Genomic DNA, 22,213 nt, shown 5'->3' with positions numbered 1-22,213 from the left:
TCGATTTTCGATTTTGGGTTTGCGATTTTGGATTGCCGGTCAAACGTCTAGAGGGCTTCCAGCAGTTTCATTCGCCGCTCCGTTCAGGAGAATCGGCAGGAAGCTGGATGGCTAGAGGTAGGGAGGCGGTTACGTGCCCAGGAACTCGAACACGGCAGGTTCAAACCTGAGAGTTCAAACCTGAGGATTCAAACCTGGGCACGATATCGCCCTAGTGCAGTGTCACGGTTTAGTTTTAGGGTGATGCCTCGGCTCGTAGTCAGCGCTTCAGCGCTAAAGCGCTGACTACCAACCTAAGTTCTAGCTGTGACATAGCACTAGTTTCTAGAAGCAGGCTTCTAGGGGCGGACGGCTTCGACTGCGACCGGAGCCACCCATTCGCGGATGGTATCTGCGATCTGCGGGCCCGTCAGCCCCAGGCTGCTGAGGGACTGTTCTGGCTTGGCATGATCCACCAGCACATCCGGCACACCCAGCCGCTTGATCGGCACGGCCACATCGGCATCCAGCAGCGCCTCGGCCACCGCCGAGCCAAAACCACCCATCAAGCAGCCCTCTTCGAGCGTCACCACGCGCCCGATCTGCTGGGCCAGCGGCACAATCAGCTCCGTATCCAGCGGTTTGGCAAAGCGGGCGTTGACCACGGTCGCCTCGATGCCGTGTTCGCTGAGGATTTCGGCGGCCTGCATGGCGGGATAGACCATCGTGCCGTAGCCCAGTAGCAAGACATCATCGCCCTGGCGCAGAATCTCGGCTTTGCCGATGGGCAGTGGCTCCCAGCCCTCTTCCATGAGTGGCACGCCCTGGCCACTGCCACGGGGATAGCGGAGGGCGATCGCCCCGTCGGTATAGTTCACCCCGGTCACGATCATCCGCTGAAACTCGGCTTCGTCCTTCGGAGCCATCAGCACCATATTGGGAATGCAGCGCAGATACGCAATGTCGTACATCCCCTGGTGTGTCGGGCCGTCTGCCCCCACGATGCCCGCCCGATCCAGACAGAAAAACACAGGCAGCTTCTGGATGCACACGTCATGCACGATCTGGTCAAACGCACGCTGCAAGAAGGTGGAATAAATCGCCACCACCGGGCGCATTCCCTCGCAGGCCAGCCCCGCTGCCAGCGTTACGGCGTGCTGTTCGGCAATGCCTACGTCGATGTATTGCTTGGGCAGCTTTTGCTGGAGTTTGTCTAGCCCGGTGCCTGTGGCCATGGCAGCGGTGATGCCGACGATTTTGGGGTCATTTTCCGCCAGCTTCACCAGCGTATGGGCAAACACCTTGGAATAGTCGGCGGGCTTGGGCTTGTTCGATGGCTTGGCTTTGCCCGTGGCCAGGTCAAACGGCGACTGGGCATGATAGCCGACCTGATCTTTTTCGGCGATCGCATAGCCCTTGCCCTTGATTGTCGCTACATGCACCAGCACTGGCCCCTGAATCTTGTGCGCCTGAGTGAAGGTGTGAATCAGTTCCTCCAGATTGTGCCCGTCCACCGGGCCCATGTAGGTAAAACCCAGTTCCTCAAACACCGCACCCACCTTGGGCACTGCCAGCCGCTTCATGCCTTCCTTTACCCGCTGAAGCTCCGGCGTGAGCGACTCGCCCACAAACGGCAAATGCTTGAACTGCTCCTCCAGATTGTCAGAGAGGAACTGCATCGGCGGGCTGAGGCGCATTTTGTTGAGGTAGCGAGGAATCGCGCCAACGTTGGGCGAAATCGACATTTCGTTGTCGTTCAGCACCACCATCAGGTTGGTTTTGGGCAGGTGTCCGGCGTGGTTGATGGCCTCCAGCGCCATGCCGCCCGTCAGCGCCCCGTCGCCAATCACCGCCACAACTTTGTACTTTTCGCCCTTTAGATCTCGCGCCAGCGCCATGCCCAGCGCCGCTGAGATGCTGGTGGAGGCGTGGCCCGCGCCGAAGTGGTCGAACTTGCTTTCGCAGCGCTTCAGATAGCCTGCCACGCCGTCTTTTTGGCGCAGCGTGTGGAAATTGTTGTAGCGTCCGGTAATTAGCTTGTGGGGATAGGCCTGGTGCCCCACATCCCACACCACCTTGTCATGGTCGAGATCCAGCGTTTGGTAGAGCGCCAGGGTCAGTTCCACCACTCCCAAACCGGGACCCAGATGCCCCCCACTTGCCGCCACGGTTTCCAGATGCTTTTCTCGAATTTGGCGGGCGATTTGCTCTAGCTGATGCGTCGAGAGTCCGTGGAGTTGGTTGGGGTGGGTGATTTCGCTCAAATGCATAATTTACCCCGTTAAGCCTAGATGAAGATCGGGTTACTCTTCTCAATCTAAAGCAAATGGGCAGATAAAATTGGTGCGCTTTGATAAGCGAAATTCACAAGATTTAGCCAGAGTTTTGCCCTATTTGTGCTAGGCGAGGGGTTGGTTTCGCAATGCGAGTAGAGAAATTGGGCATTGGTTTAGGATGATCAGCGACAAACGGATGCGGGCAGCGGCGGCTCGACGCAGTTGCGGAACCGGAGATATCGAACTAGCGGTAGGCGGCGATCGCCCCGATTTGCAACTGGAACGGGCCAGCGGTGAACTGGGGATTGAGCCGTCCGTCTAGTTCAAACTTGCTGAGCATGAGTTGCAGGGAATAGATCCGCGATAAATCCAGCGACACGCCAGAAACCGTCTTGGCGCGGATCACGGGCGCAAACTGAACAAAGGGCAGTTGCACGGTGATCCACGAATCGCTCAGCGTATCGAAGCTGCTGCAAAACGCCAGCCCGTCCCAGCGGTTTTCGGGCCGCAAAAAGAACTTGTAGCGGTTGCCGTCGCCCCGCACCCGCAGTTCGATGCCGATATAGCTCGACAGATCCAGCGGCGGCTCAAAATCCCGCGTCCGCACCGAGGCAAAGCCGCCCGAATTTTCCGTAGACACCCGCCCAGAGAACACGCCCGACGTACCCACCTGGCGAAACTGGCTCTGGCTGAGTCCGCCCATCACGCCATCGTTGAGCGGCCCCCACACTGCTGCAAGGGTTGGCTGGGGCTGGCTAAAGTCAAACAGGGTCAGCGTTGTGGGCATAGTCAGGCTGCAAGATTGGGCTTTGGCCCTAGTGCCATATCACAGCTAGAACTTGGGTTGGTAGTCAGCGCTTTAGCGCTGAAGCACTTACTACGAGCCAAGGCATCACCCTAAAGCTAAACTGTGAAGCTAAACTGTGACACTGCACTAGGCGAGGGGCGGCTGGGAGCGGGGTTCCAGTCCTTGCAAAAACACATAGCCAACATACAGCGAAACGAGCGCTGCAAAAAAGCACCACACTGAAATAAATCCAGCGCTAAAAAAGTTGGCAGTGAGCAGCAGCGCCAGCAGCACTAGCCCGCCTAGCCGCTGAATGTAGCGATCGCCACTCAGCACCAGCGGTGCCAAAATCGTCAGAACGTACAGCGTATAGCCGAATAGCGAAAGCGCTCGTGTGGGTTCCACCAAGAGTTGAAGGTGGTAAACCAACGAATGATTGTGAACGCTTACCGAAAGCCGCTGTGGATCGAGCCAGATGGGTAGGTTGAAATAGAGACCGTACAGAAGCCCCAAGCCTGCTAGCGCCCGCCATACTTGGCAGCGAGGGCGATCGCCCTCCACGCTCGCCGCCGCCAGCGGGGTCCACACCAGCCAAAACCCGTGAGAAAAGAACACAAACCCGGTCGCCGCCAGCGCCACCAGCCGAGCATCGTTCGCTCCTAACCCCACCCACACTAGCCCTTCGATAACCTGCTGAATGCCAAATGCCAGCGGAAACGCCGCCAGCGGCAAATAGCGCTTGTCTTGCTCCTGTGCCTGCTTAATACAAGCAATACCCACTGGAATTAACGTCGCACCCAAACTAAAACTAGCAGTTGCAGAGAAACACATAGGCTTTAAGTCTTTTTGACGCAATTCGATTTGATGCAATTCGATGCCAATGGCTCGATGAAATGAGCTGCGAGATGAACTGCGGGTCAGGGAGGATCAGTTTTTTTGGAGAGGGAGCAAGTCTCGCAGGCAACACAAAGGCAACACAAATTATCCAAGCTTGCAGTTGCAGCTTGATCCCTAAAACCAGGCACTCGCCGCTTGGCGGCATGAGATTCGCGTCCGAAGCTTCCCCCGCCAAGCTTTGCGCCTAAAACTTAGCACCTAAAACTGGTTCCTCCTATTGCCGTTATAGCGCTAAAGTTTTCAAACCGTCTGGCGACTGCTCTAGCAGGACTGGCGGATACTTGTATCCACCTGTGCCCAACGTGCCGCCAAATCTAGTGCTTCAGCAGGTGTGGCAATTTTTCCTTCGGCGCGAGCGAGTTGCAAAACTTCAAGCAGTTGCCCAATCTTGGGGCCAGGCGGCAGGTGCAACTGCGTCATCAGGTCGCGCCCGGTCACGAGCGGGTGGGGATGGGCGATCGCATCGTTGGGATCGAGAAAGCGAACAATGAGAGGGGCGATCGCCGCTTCAGAAATACCCGATGCCAGCGCCACCACGCTCAGCGCCCCAAAGGCCGCACCCACGCCCTGAAAGAAAAAGTATTGCTCAGTAGCGGTGGCGGTGGGCTGCACAATGGCAGGCACCTGCGGCAAATAGCGCAGCACCGTCTGCACCGCCTGGATTTCGTTGCGGCTATACTTCAGGGTTCGCAGTTCCGCTTCGGCTTCGGCCGCCTCCGGCGACACCAGCGCCGTTAGTTTGGCAATCCGCATCCAGCTTCGCCCCAGCCCCGACACCTTTTGCTGATCTCGTAGCCAGCCGGAAAGCTCTGCTGCCAGCGCGGGCCAGCGCGTTTCCAGGGCGATCGCCGCCTCGTCCATCCGCGCCACCCGATCCATCCCCGTCGCCGTTGCGTGGGGCAGCCAGGTGCAAAACAGCCCGTCCTCCCAGGCCATCTGCAAAAAGCGGGTGCCCCGTGCCGTGCCCAACAGGTAGTTCAATTCCGCTTGCACCCGCTCTGGCGCAATGCCCGCTAGCAAATCTGCCAATCGCTGAATCGTGGTCTGCGTGTCTGGCTCTAGCTCAAAGCCAAGCTGCGCCGCCTGCCGATAGGCCCGCAGCAGCCGCAGGGGATCTTCCTTCAGGTTCTCTGGGGCGACCATGCGGATGAGTTGCTGCTGCAAGTCGCTGTAGCCGTTCAGCGGGTCAAAGATCTGCTCGGTGTGTGGGTCGTAGGCGATTGCATTCACCGTAAAATCGCGCCGCTGCAAATCTGCTTCCAGCGTCGGCCCCACCTGCTGAGCAAAGTCCACCGTGGCCCGCTCAAACACCGCCCGCGCAATCTGCCGCTCCGCATCCAGCAGCACATAGCCCGTGCGATAGTGATTGGCGATCGCCCGCGCCGTGGCCACCGCCCCCTCCGGCAGCACAAAATCCAGATCCAAATATTCCGCCTGCCGCCCCAGCAGTGCATCCCGCACGCTGCCGCCCACCAAATAGGCATCCGACGGCAGCCATTCCAGGCTAAAGGGCCAGGTGTGGGGCGACAGGGCGGAAGCCGTGGTGAGCGTGTCTTTGGGCAGGGTGAGGTAGGTCAAGGCAGGCAAGGGTCAAGGGGTCAGGGAGCGGGGATTCACAGACGATGGCTCGGAGGTGACGGGTCAAAGGTTAGAACAGTGCTTTCTGGAGGGGAGAGGCAAGGTTCAAACCCTGCACCCGTCCGCCAACCCGCAGCTATTGACCCCTGACCTCTAACCCCTGAAACCGAATACCTCCATTCTGCTACATCTGTCAGGGGCGATCGCCGTTTTTTCGCAAACTGAGCTAGAGTAGCATAAAAGCAGACGACTCTAAATCCCCACTGGCCTGGCGGCGGGAGAACTTTTAAGATGTGTATTTGCGTTAACTGCCATTACGTGGATCGCTGCACGACGTATCACGCGGTTGAACACCAGCACCAGCAGCCCCATCTGACAGAGTTTCCAGACTTTGAAGCCACCGAACCGACAATTAATGTCAATATCCGTCAGGGCGACGCGGATGACATCATCGAAATGGAATGGGATGTGGTTGGCTGCCTCAGCTTTGTCGAAGAAACCGGCAAGTGGGCGAAGCTGCGTCCGGGTGAGCTAGTTCCCACTTGATCGCGCTTTGACCCTATCGTCTAAATCGAATGCATTGCCTGAATCTCGCCTGTCCGCAGCCGCAAGATCCCGGAGCCGGAGAGACGTGCCAGCACTGCGGGGCAGGTCTGCTGTTGGGCGATCGCTTTCGGGCGGTCAAGCTGCTGGGGCAGGGCGGCTTTGGGCGTACCTTCTTAGCCATCGACGAGCGTAAGCCTCCTGCTCAGCGCTCCTCCTCCCCCCACCTGCCTCGCTACTGCGTCATCAAGCAATTCTTCCCCCTCCAGCGGGGCAACTCGCGCCGAGCGGCCGAGCTATTCCGGCAAGAGGCGGAGCGGCTGCGATTGCTGGGGCAGCATCCCCAAATTCCCCGGCTGCTGGCCCATCTGGAAGATGAAGACGGGCAATATCTGGTGCAGGAGTACATTCCGGGGAAAAACCTGGAGGCGTTGCTGCACGAGCAGAAGGTGTTTCACGAAGGGCAGATTTTGGATTTGCTTAAAAGCCTGCTGCCCGTGCTGGCCTTTATCCATAGCCAGCGCGTGATCCACCGAGATTTGAAACCCGAAAATATCATTCAGCGACAGGGCGACGGACTGCTGGTGCTGGTGGATTTTGGCGCGTCGAAATATGCCACGCAGACGGCGCTGGGGAAAACGGGGACCATGATCGGCAGTGCGGGCTATGCTGCACCAGAGCAGGTGATGGGGCGGGCCGAATTTGCCAGCGACCTTTATAGCCTGGGCGTGACCTGCATTCACTTGCTAACCGGGATGCACCCCTTTGACCTGTATTCGCCCATGCAGGATACCTGGGTGTGGCGGCAGTATTTGCCAGAGCCGATTGGCGATCGCCTCACTCGCGTCCTGAATAAGCTACTCCAGCGCCCCGTCAGTAGCCGTTACAAAACCGCCGCCGCCGTCCTCAAAGACCTCGGCTGTCCCCTCCCAAAATTTCCTGTCCTTGCCCCTCGTCAACCCGTCGCCCCCGGTCTCCGTCAATCAGCATCTCGTCAGTCTCTTTCCTCCTCTCCCTCGCCTCTGCTCTCCCAATGGCATTGTATCCGCACCCTCTCTGCCCACACTGGCCCCATCACCACCCTCGCCACCAGCCCCGACGGTCTGTGGATTGCCAGCGGCAGCACCGATAAAACCATCCGGCTGTGGAGCCTGGAGACGGGCGACCTGCTGCATACACTGGGCAATGGTGGCTTGTTTGGCAATGGGCATGGCGATCGCCTCAGTGCCCTCACCTTTACCCCCGACAGCATCGAACTGCTCAGCGCCAGCGATGACGGCACGATCAAGCAGTGGGACATGGCCACGCAAAAGCTGATGCGGACGATTGACGGACACGACTGGCTGGTGTCGGCGATCGCCCTTAGCCAGCACGCGCCAATATTCGCCACGGGTGGCGGCGACGGGCGGATCAACCTGTGGAGTCTGGAAACGGGCGAGCAAATCGCCAGCTTGGGCAAACACCGCGATCGCATTAGCGCCCTGCTGCTCAGCCCCGACGGGCACACGCTAATCAGCGCCAGCTACGACAAAACGATTCGCCTGTGGAACCTGCGAACCGACGGGCTGATTGGCACGCTGCGGGCCCACACCGACCGCATCACCTCGCTGGCCATCACCCCCGACTGGCAAAGCCTGATCAGCGCCGGAGCCGACAAGACGCTGCGATTTTGGGATCTCAACCGCATGGCCCAGATGCGTCCCATTGTCGCCCACAAAGACACCATCACCACCCTTGCCCTCAGCCCTCAGGGAACCCTCCTGGCCAGCGGCAGTGACGACAACACGATCAAGCTCTGGCCGCTCACCCACCATCCCGAAATTGGACTGACCGTCGCCCATCGACCTACTGCCTTGCGCGGAGCCTGGGCGATCGCCGCTCTTGTCTTTAGCCCAGACGGAAAAAGCCTCGTCAGCGGCGGGGCCGACGAGGTGGTGAGGATATGGGAGGAGGGGATTGGGAGTGCCGGGGTGAGAGATAGAAAAAACGAAGAACGAAGAACGAAGAATGAAAAAGGGAGTGGTCAGAAAAACGCGGATGACAGGGCTGAATCCCTTGATTTCTAGTTTCCAGACCTGGGACACACAAAGTTCTGATCGCTCCCAAGAGAGAAGAAGTTCTGTTTTTCGTTTTTCCCGTGAAGTTCCGTTTTTCGTGAGACTGTAAATTATTTTGTGTAAGCGGTCAAAATTAGTTCAAACATCAGGAGACCGCCCATGCCTCGCCGTCGTCGCCCCCAAGATAAAGTAGACCACCTGCTGGATGAGCTGCTTGCCGATTACTCCACCCCCGAGCAAATCCTGGGAGAACAAGGACTGCTCAAACAACTGACCAAACGACTGGTGGAACGAGCACTGCAAGCAGAATTGAGCCATCACCTGGAAACCGAAGTCCAAGCTCCGCCTCCTGAAGAAACCAGTTCCAGCAAGCGTCGCAATAGTCGTAACGGGTACTCCTCTAAAACCGTCAAAGCAGACTGTGGAGAATTGGCACTCTCGATTCCCCGCGACCGTAACAGCACCTTTGAGCCGATTTTGGTGCCCAAAGGAGAGCGACGCTTGAGTGGGCTGGATGACAAAATCATGGCAATGTATGCCCGAGGCTTGAGCACTCGAGATATTCAAGCGCAACTGGAGGAACTCTATGGGGTGGAGGTTTCTCCCACGTTGATTAGCCAAGTCACCGATGCGGTCAGTGACGAGGTGCGTCAGTGGCAGAACCGCCCGCTGGCTAAGCTGTATCCGATTGTTTACCTCGATGCCATTCACGTTCATGTGCGAGAAGACGGGCGGGTGAGCAATCATGCCGTTTACGTTGTCTTAGGTGTAACGCTTGACGGGATTAAGGAAGTCCTAGGGCTATGGATGTCTGCCAATGAAGGGGCAAAGTTTTGGCTCAAAGTGCTGACCGACCTCAAGAATCGCGGCGTAGAAGACATTTTCATCGCCTGTGTAGATGGACTCAAAGGCTTCCCCGATGCGATTGCAGCGGTCTTTCCCAAAACACGAGTGCAGTTGTGTATCGTGCATCTGATTCGCAACTCTTTGCGCTATGTGCCCTGGGGCAGCCAAGCCGAAGTCATTGCCGACCTCAAGCCGATTTATCAAGCGGCCACGGTAGAGGAGGCTGAGACCGCACTAGAAAACTTCGCTGATAAGTGGGACAGGCTCTATCCCACGATTTCCCAGATCTGGTTGCGTCACTGGAACAACATCATCCCCTCTTTGACTATCCACCAGACATTCGCAAAGTGATTTACACCACCAATGCAATCGAGTCGCTCAATCGCTCGTTGCGTAAGGTGCTCAAGACAAAGGGATGCTTCCCCAATGAGGAATCGGTCTACAAGCTGCTCTACTTGGCGCTTAACAATATTGCCAAAAAGTGGACGATGCCGATCCGCGATTGGAAAGCAGCACTCATGCGTTTTGCCATTGAGTTCCCCGATCGCTTTCCTCAGTTCTAAGCCTTACACAAAAAAATTGACACTCTCTCTCTCTTCGTTCTTCTCTCTTCGTTCTCCTCTCTTCGTTCTTCTCTCTTCGTTCTTCTCTCTTCGTTCTTCTCTCTTCGTTCTTCTCTCTTCGTTCTTCTCTCTTCGTTCTTCTCTCTTCGTTCTTCTTCTTCGTTCTTCTCTCTTCGTTCTTCTCTCTTCGTTCTTCTCTCTTCGTTCTCCTCTCTTCGTTCTTCTCTCTTCGTTCTTCTCTCTTCGTTCTTCTCTCTTCGTTCTCCTCTCTTCGTTCTCCTCTCTTCGTTCTTCTCTCTTCGTTCTTCTCTCTTCGTTCTCCTCTCTTCGTTCTTCTCTCTTCGTTCTTCTCTCTTCGTTCTCCTCTCTTCGTTCTTCTCTCTTCGTTCTCCTCTCTTCCCTCACTCAATCCGGCGCTTGCGCCAGGCCACTGCCTACGTCCCGCGACGGCAGCGACAAACGCCAGGCCCGCTGAGTCAATTGGGCCCACAGTTCCCGGCCGCGTGCGCCCGTGGCTTCGGCGTGGAGGGCGGCCAGTCCGGCGACGTGGGGCGTGGCCATGCTGGTGCCGCTGATGGTGCTGTAGCGGGTGGGCATGGGCCAGCTAGAGTATACGTCTACGCCAGGAGCCGCCAAGTCGATCTGCCCACCGTTGCGGTTGATGCCGCCGTTGGAGAAGGGGGCCCATCTTTAGGTTGGGGGCGCAGGGCGGCGATCGCCATAATCGAGGGGCAATTGGCCGGATGGCTGACGGGGACAATCACGCCAAACTGCCGAAAGCTGTCATTACCCGCTGCCGCAATGATTAAACTGCCGCGCCGCAGGGCTCGCCGACCCACATTTTCGTATACCGCAGAATGGCTCTGACCAGGCAGCACCATTGCCCCCAGCGACATGGAGATAATCTGACATCCACTGGCGATCGCCCAGTTGATACCCGCCAAAATGCCGCCGTCTGCGCCGCTGCCCTCATTGCTCAGCACCTTGCCTGCATAGATTTCGGAATTATAGGCAACGCCATAGCGCGGCAAAATCTCCGGCAGTTTCGATCCGCAGGCCGTGCCAATGCAGTGTGTCCCGTGGCCGTTGCCGTCCTGCACCTCTTCGCCCTCAATAAAGGACTTGCTAGACACCGCCCGCCCCACAAAATCGGGATGGGTCAGATCAAAGCCCGTATCCAGCACGGCAACCTTTAGCCCCAGCCCGCTATATTGCGAGGTGCTGGCTTTCGTCACATCCAGCCCCCAGGTGATGGAGCCATCGGCAACGGCCCCGCCGCGACCCAGCACCGACTCTGCCTCCTGCTCTTTCGGCAGTAGCCGATCGACCAGATGATTTACCGCATCCCGATAGCCCTTGAGGTAGTCCACGGGGATAGTCATGATTTCCTTGTCTGTAAATCTGGGTGGAGCAGGCAAATAGGCATCGGGGTCTGGCTCCTCAATCGCCCGCACGACCCGCTCTGGCTCTACCGCAATCACCGCGCCACCGCGCATCGTCGCCGCATTCAGCGCTTGCGCCTGACCTGGCTCCATTGTCACAACCGCCACGCCCAGCTCATCAAAGACGAGCGAGTCTTCGCTGGCTAGCTGCTCGCCACTGGGAGAATGGTCGCGAAAGTCCGCAGAATGGGCAAAATGGCGAATCCCCGCCGAATCGTCCATCGTGCGGAGTCCGTCATCGATATTGTCGGTATCTAGAAGGACAAGATACCTGCCAGTGGTTTCGGGCTGTCCTGACGAGGAATAGGGGCTGTTTCCGGGTGTCGTCATAGGGTTGATGTCTCATGTCACAGCTACCTTGAAGTCTACGCCGCTAGGTTTGAGGATTTCGGAGGCCTCCGGATCTTCTTAACGATTCCACAGAGAAGGGCGAAATTGCTAAATCATTGACATTCCCCTAATCATGAGGCTCAACCATGACATACAGGTCTGGTAAGAGTGTCTCTAATAGGTCGCTGACCGTTTTTAGGGCGTTATCTAAGGAAATCGGGGATAGGGTGCAGGGGTGTAGGGGGTGAAGATGTTGCCAAAGTCGGGCGATCGCCTCTATGGTGTGTGAACCATCCCACAAGGGCAACAGGCAAGCTGCCAGGCTGCTATCGAGAAGAATCGGCTTGGCACCTAAAATAGGCAGATGTGGCTCCAGCGCGAAGGGGCGATGGTGGACTATGCAGTCTTCTAGGGCTGCTCGCACCGTTACTGGTTGCAACTGGGGATGCAGAAAAATGCGATCGCTCCGCTTGAGACTGGGAAGGCACCAGTGAAATGGCAGTGGTCCTGCTGGCTGGGTTTCTGCATGAGTACACCAAAAATCGAGCAGCCGATGGATGGGATGAATTAGCTCATAGAGCTGCAACTGTGTTTCATAGGAAAACTGGGGCAACATGATTCCAATCCATGCTGGCATCTCTTCTAGGGAGCCAAATAAGAGCGGCAGATTCCACTGTTGCCAGTTCACCATGTCTACAAATCGCAAGCCCACCGAGTTCAGCAGGGCAAAGAGTTCAGGAATGGTGTAGCCTTTGTCACCTTGCAGCAGGTAGTTCATTCGAATCATTTGGTCGCTCACCTGTCCGCTGACATCTGGAGTCCAGGTTTTTTCCTTAAGGTCTACCCAGTCTGGCATTGCCGTCATCACCTCCCGCACCAAATTCGTCTCTGTGGCTCCGGCCTTTTCATGAAACACGCCCAGGAGAGACAACATCTGCTGTGCCCGATAAAAGTGCTGCCGCTGAATTGCGCTGTGCAAGTTGGCTCGCAGGATGCCACAAGGCTTGAGCATTCTCTTCATGACGCGCAAAGCGGCGGCAGGGTCAGGTAAGATATAAAGCACCTCGTCGCAGTTAATATAATCGAACTGCATTTCTAGGGTTTGCAGTTCTTCGATAGACAAGACGTGGAACTCAACTGGCAGGTGTTGAGCCTGGGCGAGGCGCTCCCTAGCCATCATAATCGAAGTAGGTGATATGTCTACTCCAATGACTTTTGCTCCTGGATTGGCGATCGCCAATCGCAGCGACGTATATCCACTGCCACAGCCCACATCCAAAATCACCTTATCTTGCAAAGACACGACCCGACGATGCAGCAAATAGTAGGGTGTAGTGAGGTTGTGTTGATAGAGTGTCACAGCGTCTAGCTGAACAGGTTGATCAACCAGCATTTCTGGATAAGGAGCGGCTTCATACTGCTGAAGCAAAGCACTTGTTCGTTCTTGAAGCGGCGCTTTCTGATTTGAGGGTGCTATCTCGCTCGACTCCTGAGGCTGTAATGGGTCTGTCTGTTTCATGGGTTGTACTTTGGAGTTGTCTCCGGCTTTGTCAGAAGCCTGCAAGATAGGAGAAGCATTCATATCCACAAGTATCCTACTCCCCTAAAACTAATGAGGTTCAATTGCAGATTGTTTCATCAAACAGCACTCAGCATCTATATCAATCAGAATCAATCAGATATTAGGCTGAGCATAGCCCAGGACATAGAAAGTCCACTATTCAAGGATCTCAGCTTTTTAGGGTTTGTTCGGCTTCATAACGTTTTGGTATATCTAGTGGAGATCTCTAGTGGAGATCTCTAGTCTAGATAAGGATGATGTGGGCAAAGATGATTTATTTACTCGATAAAAGCTGAGTCACGAAGCCTGCTTGACTGACAAAACTCGAATCGCTTAGGTCACGAAGCTGAGCATGGCATTTTCCGCCATACTCAGCATGAAAAGTTCGCTTCCAATGTGTTTCTTGACGAGACCTGGGTAAGACGAGCAACCATTTAGCGATTGCTTCACTTACTTCAGCCTTCCGCCCGCAACTGGAGTCATTAAGACTCGTTTAGAAGGCAAAGGGTGGCGCAACCGTGCCCTTGGGAGGTGGCGCAACCGTGCCCTTGGGAGGTGGCGCAACTGTGCCCTTGGGAGGTGGCGCAACCGTGCCCTTGGGAGGTGGCGCAACTGTGCCCTTGGGAGGTGGCGCAACTGTGCCCTTGGGAGGTGGCGCAACTGTGCCCTTGGGAGGTGGCGCAACTGTGCCCTTGGGAGGTGGCGCAACTGTGCCCTTGGGAGGTGGCGCAACTGTGCCCTTGGGTAAGACTGCTCCTCCCCTGGGCCGTTTGACTTGGGCGTAATAAGAGCCTGCTTCCTCCATTGCAGAAGCTCGGTTTAGTTGTTGAATCGTAGCCGCCGCAGACTCGGCAAACAGGGATGCCAACACAACGGTGAATATTGCACCTGTTCCCCAGCGGAGTATCAGGATTGGGCTAGATCGGCTCATGTTCATGATGATGATCCTCGCATTGTTGAAAGAGACACACCGACTCTGGTGGGAAACTGGCTCAGTCAGACAGCTTGCCTGGACTAGCTCTTGCCAAAAATCGGTGAAGTAGTGACCAGTAGCTACCTGCTTGTCGTTGTGCAAAATTCATGCCAAATCCCCTCAAGGGTTGAGAACGGCAACCCTTGGAGGCAAGCGTCAGTAGGCCCAGAATTGGCACGAGATTTGCACAGATGTTTTTGGGTAAACCGATTTTCAACAAGAGGATAGCGACGTGAAAGTTCTAACGATTCGAGGGTCAGTGGTCATTGGTTTTGCAACCGTAGTTATTGGGGGTTTGGGAGCCGAAGCCCCGTCGCAGTCTCTCCCCACTATGCTGGCGACAGCGTTGCAGCCTGAGGATGCCCAAGCAGCAAATATCCTGACTGCACAGACCTTAGAAATTAATGGCAATCTTTATGACAATCCATTAGCGGGTACGGTCGATCGCTATTTGCTCAATCCACAAGGTCAGGTTGATGGGCTGCTGCTGACAAACCGGGTGCAGGTGAAGTTTCCGCCTCATTTAGGAGATGATTTGGTACAAGTTTTTCGACCGGGAGACACCGTGACGATCGCTGGTTATCCGGGCGTGCCAACCAATTTAGGGCTAGAGGTGCGAGCTTATCAGTTAGCTAATCCTCGTACCCAACAAGTGGTGGTCGATCGACCACCGGCCTACCCGCCCCACTTGCAGCCTATGCAGTCAGCGGCTCGCTACGGAACGTTTTCGGTGTCGGGCAGGGTCTATCGCTGGCTCGTAAGTCGGCGCGGCGATATTAAGGGCATTGTGCTGGAATCAGGGGAGCAAATTAAGTTTCCGCCCCATGTAGGATATCAGCTTGAGGGACTGGCTCGTGAGGGAAGTGCTGTGCAGGCTGAGGGATATGGGGCAGAAACCCCCTACGGACGAGTGATTGAGGCGTTTTCGCTGACGGTGGATGGGCAGGCGATCGCCATTCGGGGATTTGCACCGGGGATGCCGCGTCGTCTGCACTAAGTTCATTTATACCAATTCCGCCCCGAGACAGAAGGCTGGACATCCTAACAATCCCGGCATAAGACCATGCTGGAGTGTGTTGTGGCACTTTGCGGACTGTAGCCCCTTAAAGATTGAGGTTGAGAAGATTTAGGCAGACAATCCCACGAGTTCACAGAGCGGCAAGCTTGCGGCGCTGGGCAGTATTGGCAATCCCAAGCTGGTGGCGGTACTTGGCTACGGTGCGACGGGCGATCGCCAGTCCAAACCGCAGCTTCAGTAGGTGAGCGAGTTGAGCATCACTGTAAGGCTTGTGGGGTGGTTCTGTCTGGATTAATTCCTGGATGATCTGCTGGATTTGCTGGGGAGTTCGCCCGCCAACGGCCGCTGCTGGGCACAGACACGAGAGCGGCAAAATTTGCTGAGGCGATGTGTTGAGCAGCAAATAGCGATCGCGCACAATTCGACTCACCGTTGCGTCTGACAGGCTTACCGCTTGGGCCACAAGCTGCTGGGAGGTGGGCAATAGGTCGAGCGGATTGCGGCTGCGGAGAAAAGCTTGCTGGCGATCGCAAAGGAACTGCCCTACCTTCAGCAGGTTTTCTTGCCACTGGCTGAGGGCAGTGAGCAAACTCTGGGCTTGGTGGAATAGGGCTTCTAGCTGCTGGCGTTTTGCGGGGGGCAGGGGAGTGTCTAGCAGGGCGATCGCCTCGGCGTTCAGCCCAAACCGCGACTCTACGGCCCGCACCAGAGTAACCTCCCACGGTTCGTCAGTCGCACCACCTGCTGGCTGAACGGCCAGATCGGGCACTACAGTTGCAACTGGTGCATAGCTAAAATTTCGCCCCGGTCGCGGCTCTAGCGCCTGGATTCTGCGGACGGCCGCCTGCAATTCAGACATAGAAATTGAGGCAAATTCCGGCGCATCGTGTCTTAGGGTATGCAGCAGTGGTTGCAGACCCGCCGATGTCGCCAGTCCTGTGGCTAGCTCATCCAAATAGTTGCGAATAATATGCGTGATCAAAGAGTCCGTCGGGTCGCTCTGAAGCAGGAGACATTCCCGCAGCGATCGCGCTCCCACGCCTGGTGGGTCAAGGGACTGCAACACGGGTACCATTGCCGCCAACTCTAGCGGAGTCCAAGACGTTCCCCTAGCCCAGACATCAGGGGATTCTTCTAGATAACCGGACGGCGCAACCCACGGCAGCAAGGCTCGCAGCTTTTGCTGTTGCGATACAGGTAGAACCGAAATTTGGGACTCTAGGTGATCCTGTAGGGTTTCTGGCGTAGCGATGGGTTCGTACCAATCAGGAGAGATATCGCCTAAAAGGGTTTCTGCCGATCGCCCGCCGAGTTGGGCATCGATGAGAAATGGGTTCCGCAGTGCCTCGGATTGGAGTCGATGCAGCACCCGCCGATAATCAAGGGGCAGCAGTTGTACGAGTTGCCGCAAGCTGGGATACAGAACGGGCTGGAGCTTAACCTGGAGGTGTAGCGCGGGTTTGGAAGAGAAGCTCAGAGGTTCCACTGCTCTCGCTTTTGATGGAAGGCTTCAAGGCTGAGACCGAGCGCTTCGTGAGCGCAGTGAGGGTATAGCGTCAAAGCGCGTCGGATAAGGTCTTGCTCAAGTTGGGCGATCGCATTGTCCAAGTTCAGATCGGGCTTTGGCATCTGGCCAAAGGAGAGATGATCAGGCAGCAAAATTCGCCCTCCAGATAGAATGACAGCACGTTCTAGCGTGTTTTGTAGCTCTCGCACATTGCCCGGCCAGGCGTGAGACTGAAGTTTCTGAAACGCGGCTTCTGACATGCTGAGTTTTGGGAAATTGTGCTGAATGGCGAGCCGCTTGAGGAAATGTTGGGTGAGCAGATCCAAATCTTCTAGGCGATCGCGCAGGGGAGGCAAGTCAATCCGCAGCACATTGAGCCGATAGTACAAGTCCTCTCGAAACTGCTGACGCTGCACCATCGTTTCCAGATTGCGATTGGTCGCCGCCAAAATGCGAACATCGACTGTACGAGTTTGATTGCTGCCGAGTCGTTCAAATGATCGGTCTTGTAGCACCCGCAGCAGTTTTGCTTGAATGCCGAGACTCAGTTCTCCAATCTCATCCAGGAAAATGGTGCCCCCATTAGCCTGCTCAAACCGTCCAATGCGGAGATGGTCGGCCCCAGTAAACGCACCCTTTTCATGGCCGAACAGTTCTGCCTCTAGCAAATGTTCGGGTAGGGCTGCACAGTTGACCTTGACCAGTGGGCTACGGCTGCGGCGGCTGTTGCTGTGCAGCATTTGAGCCACCAATTCTTTGCCGGTACCCGATTCGCCTAAAATCAGCACGGTAGCGTCGGTTTGGGACACGCGGCCGATGAGCTTAAACACCTCTGCCATCGCAGCAGACTGCCCCAACAGTTCCTCTGTGTCGAGGTCTTGCAGGGTGTTAGTTTGGCTAACCGACACCGATGTTTGGGCATGGGCGAGGGCCTTTTCGGTCAAACTCAGAAGGGTTTTTAGCGGAAAGGGCTTGGTGATGTAGTCATAGGCTCCGAGCTGCATGGCCTCTATGGCGGTGCGTCCTGTGCCGTAGGCAGTCATCACAATCACAGGCAACTCTAGCAGTTGTGAACCCAGGGTCTTGAGTACCGTCATGCCTTGGGTGCGGGGCATTTTTAGGTCGAGAAAGACTAGGTCGGGGCGATCGCCTACTTCACAGGCTTGAATCAGTTTTAGCCCCTGGCTGCCATCGGCGGCTTCTAGGGTTTCATGTCCCTCATCGCGCAAGATTTGCACCATTGCCTGACGCATGGCCTTCTCATCATCAATGATCAGAATTTTTGCCATTTCGCCCTCGTTTTGCTAGCTCTAGACTGCTTATGCCAGGTTTAGGCTGTTTGGGAAGATACGCGCTGAACCGCGTGCAGCCAGGGCGAGATTGTAGATCGATATAGCCGCCGTGTTGCACGACAATTTCATGACTAATGGATAATCCAAGCCCGGTTCCATCAGGTTTGGTCGATACGAAGGGATTGAAAATCTGCTCCTTCAGTTCAGGAGGCACCCCCTTCCCTGCATCTTCGACCCAGGCCACGAGATAATCGCCCTCCTCCTCCACTCCCACCGTGATGGTTTGCCCCGCTTGGCTCGCCTGAATAGCATTGAGAATGAGATTCACCATCATTTGATTGAGGCTGCGACAGCGCAGTGGAATTGGCAGGAGCGATCGCCCCGGTGGTTGATAGACCAACTCGATGCCTTGCTGTTGAGCCTCTAGACGGAGCAGAGAAACTGCCTCTTGCACAATTTTTTCTAGAGATTCTGGAACCCATGCCTCATCCTGCTGGCGTTTGTCAAAATACAGCAATTGTCGCACCAGTGCCTCTAGGCGATCGATTTGCTCGGTGAGATGGTCGATCGACAAAACATTACCCTGTCGCTGGGCCTGGCGAGCCAAATATTCTAAGTTCAGCCGCAAACTTGCTAGCGGGTTCCGCACCTCGTGGGCAACCCCTGCCACCAGTTGTCCCAAAGAGGCCAAGCGCTCAACGCGCTGGAGGCGGTTTTCCAGTTCTCGTCGCCGCTGGTGCATGGAGGTGATAGCTGCGCCAACTTGCCCCATCTCCAGGGCCAGCGGCACAATCTCATCAGCTCGCCCTTCTTCGATTTCCTTGATGCCGTGCTGAAGCGATCGCACGCCATGACGCAACTGCACCAGAATCAACAGCGTCCATGCGATGGCCAGTAGCATCAAACACACCAGCAACAGGGTTAGGAGCCGAGACTGGTGATCCTGAGCCTGAGGAATCCGCTTCATCGTCCACACCGCACCGCGAAAGGGCAGCGGTTCTGCTCGCAAAATCACTGTATCAATGCCTGCGTGCAGCACTTTTTCCTGGGGCACTCGCAGCGCCGTGGTTTGCCGCACCAAGTCTAAGATAATTCCCCGCTCGGTGGGCGGGACATCCCGCTTGGGCACTTTTCCCCCGTGAGTTGGAAAGGCATAGCCCAGGAGTTGATCGACCTGATGCAGGTAAAAGCCGCCCTCGACACGCGGGAAATCTGCCAAAGCCTGACTCGACCGCTGCCAGAGGACGTCGTCTTCCGACTTGCCAAACGTTTGAGAATTGACCAAATCGGATTCCAAAAATTTTTGGATGAGCAGCGCATTCGCCTGAGAGAGTTCGGCTTGAGTGCGAGCTGTAAGTGTACTTTCGCGGCGGTGATAAACCTCTGCCAGTAGCCCCATCGCAGCTCCCCCCAGCCCGATAAACACCATGAGCAACAGGGTCAACTGCCGCTGGAGCGTGAGCCGTGGAAAAAAAGCTGTCCAATCTCTCTGAAGTTTTGTCATTAAGGATTAGCATTACCGTAGAACTCTACGATTTAGATGGGCTGTTTAGCGGTTAGCAGGTGTTGGCAAGGTAATAGAGATAGGGCACTCTGGATAAGGATTCAGTCGGGGTGTAGCCTGATGACTGTTAGGGGCGATCGCCCGTGGGACGGCATTTGCAGCTTCCCCAGCCCCCAACTGCTTTATAGATTAGCGTTTTTAGATTAGCGTTTTCCCAACATGGTGTTTACCTGGGTGTTGTGAAGTAATGCTCCGTCAACCCCCACCTCAATTGCCTTGCATGATATAGACTCGGCCCCTTTTCTTGCTCTAGAACCTCATGATTGAACCTGCTGGTTTCGGTTTCCCCCCATCCGAAGACTGTTTTCGCCAGCTTTTTGAGCGCTCTGCCGACGCTATTTTGCTGATTGATGACAACGTATTCATTGATTGCAATCCAGCGGCGATCGCCCTGCTGGGCTGTACGGACAAAGCGCAGGTGCAATCGCTGCATCCAGCCATGCTCTCGCCTGCGGTGCAGCCCGACGGGTTCCCTTCCTTTGAGAAGGCAAACGAGATGATGGCGATCGCCCTGCGGCGGGGCAGTCACCGATTTGAATGGATGCACCACCGCATGAATGGGGAAGACTTGTGGGTGGAGGTATTGCTGACGGCGATCGAGTGGCAGGGGCGCACCATTCTGCATACGACATGGCGAGATATTGGCGATCGCCTCCAGCTAGAGGCTCAGCGTCAGGAGGTCGAGAAGGCATGGCAACGAAGTGAACAGCGGATGCGGCTGGCGCTCAAGGCAGCGCAAACAGGCATCTGGGAATGGAATATTGCAACGGATCATCTGGAACACTTCAGCGACGAAGCGAAGCATCTGTTTGGACTGACGGATGAAACCTTCGATGGCACCTGGGCAACCTGTGCAAAGTCAATTCACCCTGAGGATGTTGTGCGGGTTAACCGGGCAATCGAATCAGCAATTGCAGGCAAAACTGCCTATGCTGCGGATTATCGAGTGATCTGGCCCGACGGATCGGTTCACTGGCTGGCGGGTCGGGGCGATGTTCTATGGAGCGAAGATGGCAAGCCCCTGTCAATGGTGGGCACCGTGCTAGACATCACGCCGCGCAAGGAAGCAGAAGAGGCCCGCCGCCGCAGCGAGGAGCGTTTCCAGGCATTTATGGATCACAGCCCAACGGCTGCCTGGATGGTCAGCTACGACGGGCAAATGCTCTACATCAACCAAACCTATTTGAAAATGTTCACCCTGCCCACGCCGGACGTGGTGGGCAAGTCGCTATTTGATCTATACCCCAAAGAGGTCGCGGCAGAATTTTTGCACAACGTTCAAACCGTCATTCACAACCGTCGTCTGCTGGCTACGATCGAGCCGATTCCGCTGCCGGATGGCACGATTGGCGATTCGCTGGTCTACAAATTTCCCATGTCGGACGGCTCAGGACAACAGGTGGTAGGCGGCATCGCCATCGACATCACCGATCGCAAGCGGGCAGAAGAAGCGATTCAGGACTATGCCGATCGCCAAACCCTACTGAACCAGCTTGCCAACCAGATCCGCAATTCTCTCCACCTGGAAACGGTTCTAGAAACCGCGATCCAGGCCGTGCGGAACCTGCTGGAAATCGACTATTGCGGGTTTTGTTGGATTGTCCCAAATGCCAAAGTGCCCCATTGGCAGATTGTGCAAGAAGCCCGGAGTCACTGCGCTCCGAGCTTGCTGGGAGACTATCCGCTGCGACTGGTGGGCGATTTTATAACGCAGCAATTGCTTCAGCAGCAATTGGTGTGGATTGACAATATTAGCCAGTGTGCCGATCCCATTTTCAAGGGGCTGCTGACAGAATCGAGGGTGCAGTCGGTGGTGCTAGTGCCACTGCAAACCCATTCAGGACGAATTGGCTGCTTGATTGGCAATCACTTTCAGCAGGTGCGCCCGTGGGCCGAGCGAGAGCGCGATTTGCTGCAATTGGTGGCGACCCAATTGGCGATCGCCATTGACCAGGCCGAACTCTACGCCCAGAGCCGCGCCCAGAGCGAGGAACTGCAACACGCGCTGCAAGAGCTTCAGCGCACCCAGGCGCAGATGGTGCAAAGTGAAAAAATGTCGAGCTTGGGGCAACTAGTGGCCGGCATTGCCCATGAAATCAACAACCCAGTGAACTTTATCCACGGCAACCTGGCCCACGCCCGCAACTATGTCCGCGATTTGCTGACTCTGATGGACTTGTATCAGCAGGAGTATCATGAACCCACACCCCAAATTGCCCACTATGCCGAAGAGATTGATCTAGAGTTTCTGCGCGAAGATTTGCCCAAGCTGCTCAACTCCATGCGGGTGGGCACCGAGCGGATTCATGAAATTGTGCGATCGCTCCGCATTTTCTCCCGGCTAGACGAAGCCGAGTCTAAGCCTGTAGACCTCCACGACGGCATCGACAGCACGCTGATGATCTTGCACAATCGCCTGAAGACGCGCCCTGGCCGCGAAGAGATTCGGGTGATCAAGGAATACGGCTCGCTGCCGCCCGTCGAGTGCTATGCAGGTCAGCTAAATCAGGTGTTTATGAACATCCTGTCAAACGCCATCGACGCGCTAGAAGAACGTGACCAGCAGCGGGCGATCGCCGACCAGCAGGCTCAACCCAGCACTATCTGCATCAAAACTCAGGTCTTGCCCAATCATCGAGTCAGCATTCACATCATCGATAACGGCGCCGGAATGCTACCCAGCGTCAAGCAGCGCATCTTTGACCCGTTTTTTACCACCAAGCCCGTCGGCAAAGGCACCGGCATGGGCATGTCTATCAGCTATCAAATCGTGACCGAAAAGCACGGCGGTACCCTGGAATGTTTCTCAGAACCGGGACAAGGCACCGAATTTGTGATTCAAATCCCAATCTCTCAGGCGATCGCAGAACTCTCCTAACCCATTCCTCTCTCTTCCTTCTTCCTTCTTCCTTCTTCCTTCTTCCCTCTTCGTTCTTCCCGCTCCCCTCACACCCCGTCCACCTCGTTCGCCCCGAACCGTATCAAAAAACACAAAACACC

Annotated in this window: 16 protein-coding genes and 1 pseudogene; 5 read left to right on the top strand and 12 right to left on the bottom strand. The window is 55.9% G+C overall.

What is annotated here, in order from left to right; translation table 11 throughout:
* Positions 1 to 338: 338 nt before the first annotated feature.
* The 4 genes from dxs to O77CONTIG1_RS19040 all read right to left on the bottom strand — a co-directional run bounded on the left by dxs (position 339) and on the right by O77CONTIG1_RS19040 (position 5,517).
* On the bottom strand, positions 339 to 2,249 hold the full coding sequence (gene dxs, locus O77CONTIG1_RS19055; protein WP_068513858.1) for a 1-deoxy-D-xylulose-5-phosphate synthase: 1,911 nt from the start codon (positions 2,247 to 2,249) through the stop codon (positions 339 to 341).
* 250 nt (positions 2,250 to 2,499) lie between these two features.
* Positions 2,500 to 3,042 carry a CIA30 family protein gene (locus tag O77CONTIG1_RS19050; protein WP_068513855.1) on the bottom strand — a complete coding sequence of 181 codons (543 nt, stop codon included), beginning with the start codon at positions 3,040 to 3,042 and terminating at the stop codon, positions 2,500 to 2,502.
* A gap of 147 nt (positions 3,043 to 3,189) precedes the next feature.
* Positions 3,190 to 3,822 carry a DUF6629 family protein gene (locus O77CONTIG1_RS19045; RefSeq protein ID WP_156435476.1) on the bottom strand — a complete coding sequence of 211 codons (633 nt, stop codon included), beginning with the start codon at positions 3,820 to 3,822 and terminating at the stop codon, positions 3,190 to 3,192.
* 378 nt (positions 3,823 to 4,200) lie between these two features.
* Positions 4,201 to 5,517 carry a CCA tRNA nucleotidyltransferase gene (locus O77CONTIG1_RS19040; protein ID WP_068516832.1) on the bottom strand — a complete coding sequence of 439 codons (1,317 nt, stop codon included), beginning with the start codon at positions 5,515 to 5,517 and terminating at the stop codon, positions 4,201 to 4,203.
* 291 nt (positions 5,518 to 5,808) lie between these two features.
* Here O77CONTIG1_RS19040 and O77CONTIG1_RS19035 point away from each other — a divergent pair, with 291 nt between their 5' ends.
* From O77CONTIG1_RS19035 to O77CONTIG1_RS19025, 3 genes and pseudogenes are all read left to right on the top strand, one after another.
* A complete protein-coding gene (locus O77CONTIG1_RS19035; protein ID WP_068513850.1) occupies positions 5,809 to 6,063 on the top strand; it encodes a Ycf34 family protein in 255 nt (84 codons plus the stop codon).
* 29 nt (positions 6,064 to 6,092) lie between these two features.
* The gene (locus O77CONTIG1_RS19030; RefSeq protein ID WP_068513847.1) at positions 6,093 to 8,126 is read left to right on the top strand and encodes a serine/threonine-protein kinase; all 2,034 of its coding nucleotides are present in this window, start codon (positions 6,093 to 6,095) and stop codon (positions 8,124 to 8,126) included.
* 150 nt (positions 8,127 to 8,276) lie between these two features.
* Positions 8,277 to 9,526, top strand: a pseudogene (locus O77CONTIG1_RS19025) (IS256 family transposase).
* A 3-nt stretch (positions 9,527 to 9,529) separates the two neighbouring features.
* Here O77CONTIG1_RS19025 and O77CONTIG1_RS19020 read toward each other — a convergent pair.
* From O77CONTIG1_RS19020 to O77CONTIG1_RS24880, 5 genes are all read right to left on the bottom strand, one after another.
* Positions 9,530 to 9,931 (bottom strand): hypothetical protein, encoded by a 402-nt coding sequence (locus O77CONTIG1_RS19020; protein WP_068513843.1) that lies wholly within the window; start codon positions 9,929 to 9,931, stop codon positions 9,530 to 9,532.
* Positions 9,932 to 10,162 carry a S8 family serine peptidase gene (locus O77CONTIG1_RS27210; protein WP_286132416.1) on the bottom strand — a complete coding sequence of 77 codons (231 nt, stop codon included), beginning with the start codon at positions 10,160 to 10,162 and terminating at the stop codon, positions 9,932 to 9,934. It lies immediately after the preceding gene.
* Positions 10,144 to 11,298, bottom strand: coding sequence for a S8 family serine peptidase (locus O77CONTIG1_RS19015; protein WP_156435471.1), 1,155 nt, complete (start codon positions 11,296 to 11,298; stop codon positions 10,144 to 10,146). Before O77CONTIG1_RS19015 ends, O77CONTIG1_RS27210 begins: the two co-directional genes overlap by 19 nt.
* 127 nt (positions 11,299 to 11,425) lie before the next feature.
* Positions 11,426 to 12,727 (bottom strand): class I SAM-dependent methyltransferase, encoded by a 1,302-nt coding sequence (locus O77CONTIG1_RS19010; RefSeq protein ID WP_068513840.1) that lies wholly within the window; start codon positions 12,725 to 12,727, stop codon positions 11,426 to 11,428.
* 625 nt (positions 12,728 to 13,352) lie between these two features.
* Complete coding sequence (locus O77CONTIG1_RS24880) at positions 13,353 to 13,796, bottom strand: hypothetical protein (RefSeq protein ID WP_156435469.1); 444 nt, start codon at positions 13,794 to 13,796, stop codon at positions 13,353 to 13,355.
* A 268-nt stretch (positions 13,797 to 14,064) separates the two neighbouring features.
* Here O77CONTIG1_RS24880 and O77CONTIG1_RS19005 point away from each other — a divergent pair, with 268 nt between their 5' ends.
* Positions 14,065 to 14,829, top strand: coding sequence for a hypothetical protein (locus tag O77CONTIG1_RS19005; RefSeq protein WP_156435467.1), 765 nt, complete (start codon positions 14,065 to 14,067; stop codon positions 14,827 to 14,829).
* 151 nt (positions 14,830 to 14,980) lie between these two features.
* Here O77CONTIG1_RS19005 and O77CONTIG1_RS19000 read toward each other — a convergent pair whose 3' ends face one another.
* From O77CONTIG1_RS19000 to O77CONTIG1_RS18990, 3 genes are read right to left on the bottom strand one after another with little or no spacing between them, the layout of a single operon-like run.
* Positions 14,981 to 16,336, bottom strand: coding sequence for a hypothetical protein (locus tag O77CONTIG1_RS19000; protein WP_197673244.1), 1,356 nt, complete (start codon positions 16,334 to 16,336; stop codon positions 14,981 to 14,983).
* Positions 16,324 to 17,646 (bottom strand): sigma-54-dependent transcriptional regulator, encoded by a 1,323-nt coding sequence (locus tag O77CONTIG1_RS18995; protein WP_068513834.1) that lies wholly within the window; start codon positions 17,644 to 17,646, stop codon positions 16,324 to 16,326. The genes O77CONTIG1_RS19000 and O77CONTIG1_RS18995 overlap by 13 nt, the downstream gene beginning before the upstream one ends.
* A complete protein-coding gene (locus O77CONTIG1_RS18990) occupies positions 17,624 to 19,153 on the bottom strand; it encodes a sensor histidine kinase (protein ID WP_084782843.1) in 1,530 nt (509 codons plus the stop codon). The genes O77CONTIG1_RS18995 and O77CONTIG1_RS18990 overlap by 23 nt, the downstream gene beginning before the upstream one ends.
* 319 nt (positions 19,154 to 19,472) lie before the next feature.
* Between O77CONTIG1_RS18990 and O77CONTIG1_RS18985 the strand changes: the two genes are divergently transcribed.
* Positions 19,473 to 22,091: a PAS domain S-box protein gene (locus tag O77CONTIG1_RS18985; RefSeq protein WP_068513830.1), complete on the top strand. Its 2,619-nt coding sequence runs from the start codon at positions 19,473 to 19,475 to the stop codon at positions 22,089 to 22,091.
* Positions 22,092 to 22,213 lie beyond the last annotated feature (122 nt).

The organism is Leptolyngbya sp. O-77 (genome assembly GCF_001548395.1).
Classification (GTDB): Bacteria; Cyanobacteriota; Cyanobacteriia; order Elainellales; family Elainellaceae; genus Thermoleptolyngbya.
The sequence above is the reverse complement of the archived record's forward strand: the minus strand, read 5'-3'. Positions and strand labels throughout refer to the sequence as shown.